General features: G+C 62.6%; 3 protein-coding genes. All 3 read left to right on the top strand.

Annotated elements, in window-relative coordinates; all coding sequences use genetic code 11:
- A partial coding sequence (locus VGH41_RS25875) for a hypothetical protein (RefSeq protein ID WP_331600515.1) occupies positions 1-654 on the top strand: 654 nt, incomplete at its 5' end.
- A gap of 177 nt (positions 655-831) precedes the next feature.
- On the top strand, positions 832-2,664 hold the full coding sequence (locus VGH41_RS25870; protein WP_331600514.1) for a pyrrolo-quinoline quinone: 1,833 nt from the start codon (positions 832-834) through the stop codon (positions 2,662-2,664).
- Between the two features lie 350 nt (positions 2,665-3,014).
- Positions 3,015-3,305, top strand: coding sequence for a co-chaperone GroES (gene groES / locus VGH41_RS25865; protein WP_007178996.1), 291 nt, complete (start codon positions 3,015-3,017; stop codon positions 3,303-3,305).
- Positions 3,306-3,501: the final 196 nt, after the last annotated feature.

Raw genomic sequence — 3,501 nt, 5'->3', positions numbered from 1 at the left:
CGCGCGTTTCTCGGCCACTGGCTGCTCACGCTCCGTTACGCGGCGACGCACTCGGACGCGATTTTCGATTGCGATCTGGCAGGCCATTCGCCCGCATACGTTGCAGGCGCAGAACGCTGGATCAATGAACTCACCGGCCTCACGCCGTCGTTCGGCAGTGCGCGCCGCGAAGAGTTGGCTGAGCGCGTGTGCGGCTTCGATCCGCTCGAAGGCATGCAGGCGCACCTTGAAGCGCTGAGCCTCGCGAGGCAGTGGGCGAGCAATGGCAGCGTTGCGATGGATGCGTTGACCCTGTGGACCAGCAAGCTCGCACAAGGGACGCAAACCATGGCCTTCGGCTCGGGGGCAAACTGGCCCGATGCGCAGGTGCCGCCTCAGCGGGCAACACGCATGGTGGACGTAGCATTGATCGATGGTGCGGGCATCGATCCGATGCTGGTGAGTGAACTCGCGGCCACGCGCGCGGCACTGGCCGACACTCGCAGCCAGCTCGCGCGCGTCTATGACTCGCCGCTGTGGCGACTGATGGAACCGGTGCGCAAGCTGCGCGCCGCGAAACTGTTCCGTGGCGATCGCAAGCGCGCGAAGAAGTGCGCACACAAACATGTGAACGAAGCGCAGCAAGCGAGGGCCACCGCCGGCTCGAAAACCTGATTGTGTCGATTTCGCGAACCACGCTAAAACGCTACGACCCTCTTCTCCGCCAAAGCTTCCGGTTTCTCCGCCATTTTGTCAGCCTGCTGTAAGCGGGCTGGCATCGCCGGGCGTGCACGCGGATAATCGGCAGATCGGTTCCGGATAAAACCGGCCCGCTTGATTGTGGAGAGACACATGAAAGGCCTGGGTCGCAATTACCTCGTTTTTGCGTCGGTCGTCGCCGCGCTGTTCGTGGGATGCAGCGGTGGCGGTGGGGGCGGGAGTGGCGCAGACAGCAGCAACGCTGCGGGCACGGGTAGCGGAGCCGCGTCCGGCGCGGGTGGCGGATCGGCTTCGGGTAGCGGTTCGACGAGCGGCGCGGGAGCGGGCGCAGGTTCGGGTTCGGGTTCAACCTCCGGCTCGGGCGGCACGTCCGGCACCGGAGGCAGCGGGTCGGGCTCCGGGAGCGGCTCGGGGAGTGGCTCAGGGAGCGGCTCAGGGGGCACCGCGATGTCGGTCGATGTCGCGACGTATCACAACGACATCGCCCGCACGGGTCAGCAGCTCGCGGAAACGACCCTCACGCTGGCGAATGTGAACGCCACGACCTTCGGCAAAATCGGCTTCGATACCGTCGATGCCAAGGTGGATGCCGAGCCGCTGTATCTGTCGAAGGTGACGGTTGGCGGCGCCGTGCACAACGTGCTGTACGTTGCGACGGAAGGCGACAGCGTCTACGCCTTCGATGCCGACTCCGGTACGCAACTGTGGAAAGTCTCGACGCTCGGTAGCGGCGAGACCACGAGCGACGACCACGGTTGCTTCCAGATCACGCCGCAAATCGGCATTACGTCCACTCCGGTAATCGACCGCACGCGCGGGCCGAATGGCGCAATCTATGTGGTGGCGATGACCAAGGACGGCGCCGGCGCCTATCACCAGCGTATTCATGCGCTCGACATCACGACCGGCGCAGAACTGTTTGGCGGCCCGACCGAGATCGCGGCGACCTCTCCGGGCGGCGGGGCGAACAGCAGCAACGGCAGCATGGTGTTCAATCCGGCGCAATATGCGGAGCGCCAATCGCTGTTGCTGCTGAACGGCGTGATCTATACGGGCTGGACCTCGCATTGCGACAACGGCGTCTACAACGGCTGGGTGATCGCCTACAGCGCGAGCACGCTGCAGCAGACGAGCGTGCTGAACCTCACGCCGAACGGCGCCGCAGGCTCGATCTGGATGAGCGGCGCGGGCATGGCTTCGGACGGCCAGTTCGTGTACTTCCTCGACGCCAACGGCACCTTCGATACCACGCTCAATGCCAGCGGCAATCCATCGAGCGGTGATTACGGCAACTCGTTCATGAAACTGGCTACAGCGAACGAGTTGTCGGTGGCCGACTACTTCGCCATGTCCAACACGACAGCCGAGTCGCAGGCCGACGAAGACCTCGGTTCAGGCGGCGCGCTAGTGCTGCCCGATCTGACGGATTCGAGCGGCGTGGTTCATCATCTGGCGCTCGGCGCAGGCAAGGACGCGATCATCTACGTGGTGAACCGCGATTCGATGGGCAAGTTCAGTTCGAGCGCCAACAACATCTATCAGCAGATCAACGGTCAGCTCGTCGGGCCCGAGTTCGGCATGCCCGCGTACTTCAATAACACGGTGTATTTCGGCTCGATCGGCGACAACATCAAAGCGTTCAGCCTGGTCAACGCACAACTGGTGAGCACGCCCGCGAGCCATACGCCGGGCACCTTCGGTTCGCCGGGCTCGACGCCGAGCATTTCCGCCAACGGCACGGCAAACGGCATTTTGTGGGCGGTGGAAAACGGCACGATCGCGATACTGCACGCGTACAACGCGGCCAATCTCGCCACCGAGCTGTACAACAGCAGCCAGGCGGCCAACGCCCGCGATCAGGTCGGCCAGGGCAACAAGTTCATCACGCCGATGATCGCGAACGGCAAGGTGTATGTGGGCACCACCACTGGCGTGGCGGTGTTTGGGCTGCTGGCGGGGCAGTAGGGTAGGCATTGCGCATTGCGCGCGGTGATGGAACCGGCGGCTTGTTCCGCGCGCGGGGTGGCCTGCGTCGTCCTGGGATCCGGATCGGGGATTTCCCCAGGCCGGTTGAAATTCGGCCCTTCGCACCCATATAGAGAGAAGAAGGTCTGCTGTCTAAGGCCCTGCTGGTGCGCCGTGGCTCGCGGCGGTTAAGGCCGGTCACAATTTACCTCCCCCATCCTTCTTGAATTTGTCACCACCCGTCCATATAATTAGCACTCGCTGCACGAGAGTGCTAACAACATCGCCGGTTGGCTCAGCCAGCTGGGTTTTCTCAGCGTTCTTCAGTCTCAATCAAGAGAGGAGTATGTATGAACCTTCGTCCTTTGCATGATCGCGTGATCGTCAAACGTCTGGATCAAGAAACCAAGACCGCGTCGGGCATCGTGATCCCCGAAGCCGCAGCAGAAAAGCCGGATCAAGGCGAAATTCTGGCAGTCGGCCCGGGCAAGCGTGACGACAAAGGCGCGCAGATCGCCCTCGACGTGAAGGTCGGTGACCGCGTCCTGTTCGGCAAGTACGCAGGCCAGACCGTCAAGGTCGACGGCAACGAACTGCTCGTGATGCGCGAAGAAGACATCATGGCCGTGGTGCAGAAGTAAGCACAAGGTCGCTACTTCACCGGTTATATCCCAAGAATTCAAGGAGTTAGAAGATGGCAGCTAAAGACGTCGTATTCGGTGATTCCGCCCGTGCCAAGATGGTTGAAGGCGTGAACATCCTCGCGAACGCTGTGAAGGTCACGCTGGGCCCGAAGGGTCGCAACGTTGTCCTGGAACGCAGCTTCGGCGGCCCGAC

It is taken from the genome of Paraburkholderia sp. (assembly GCF_036488795.1).
Classification (GTDB): domain Bacteria; phylum Pseudomonadota; class Gammaproteobacteria; order Burkholderiales; family Burkholderiaceae; genus Paraburkholderia.
Note: the sequence above shows the minus strand (reverse complement) of the source record. Positions and strands in the feature narration are given on the sequence as shown.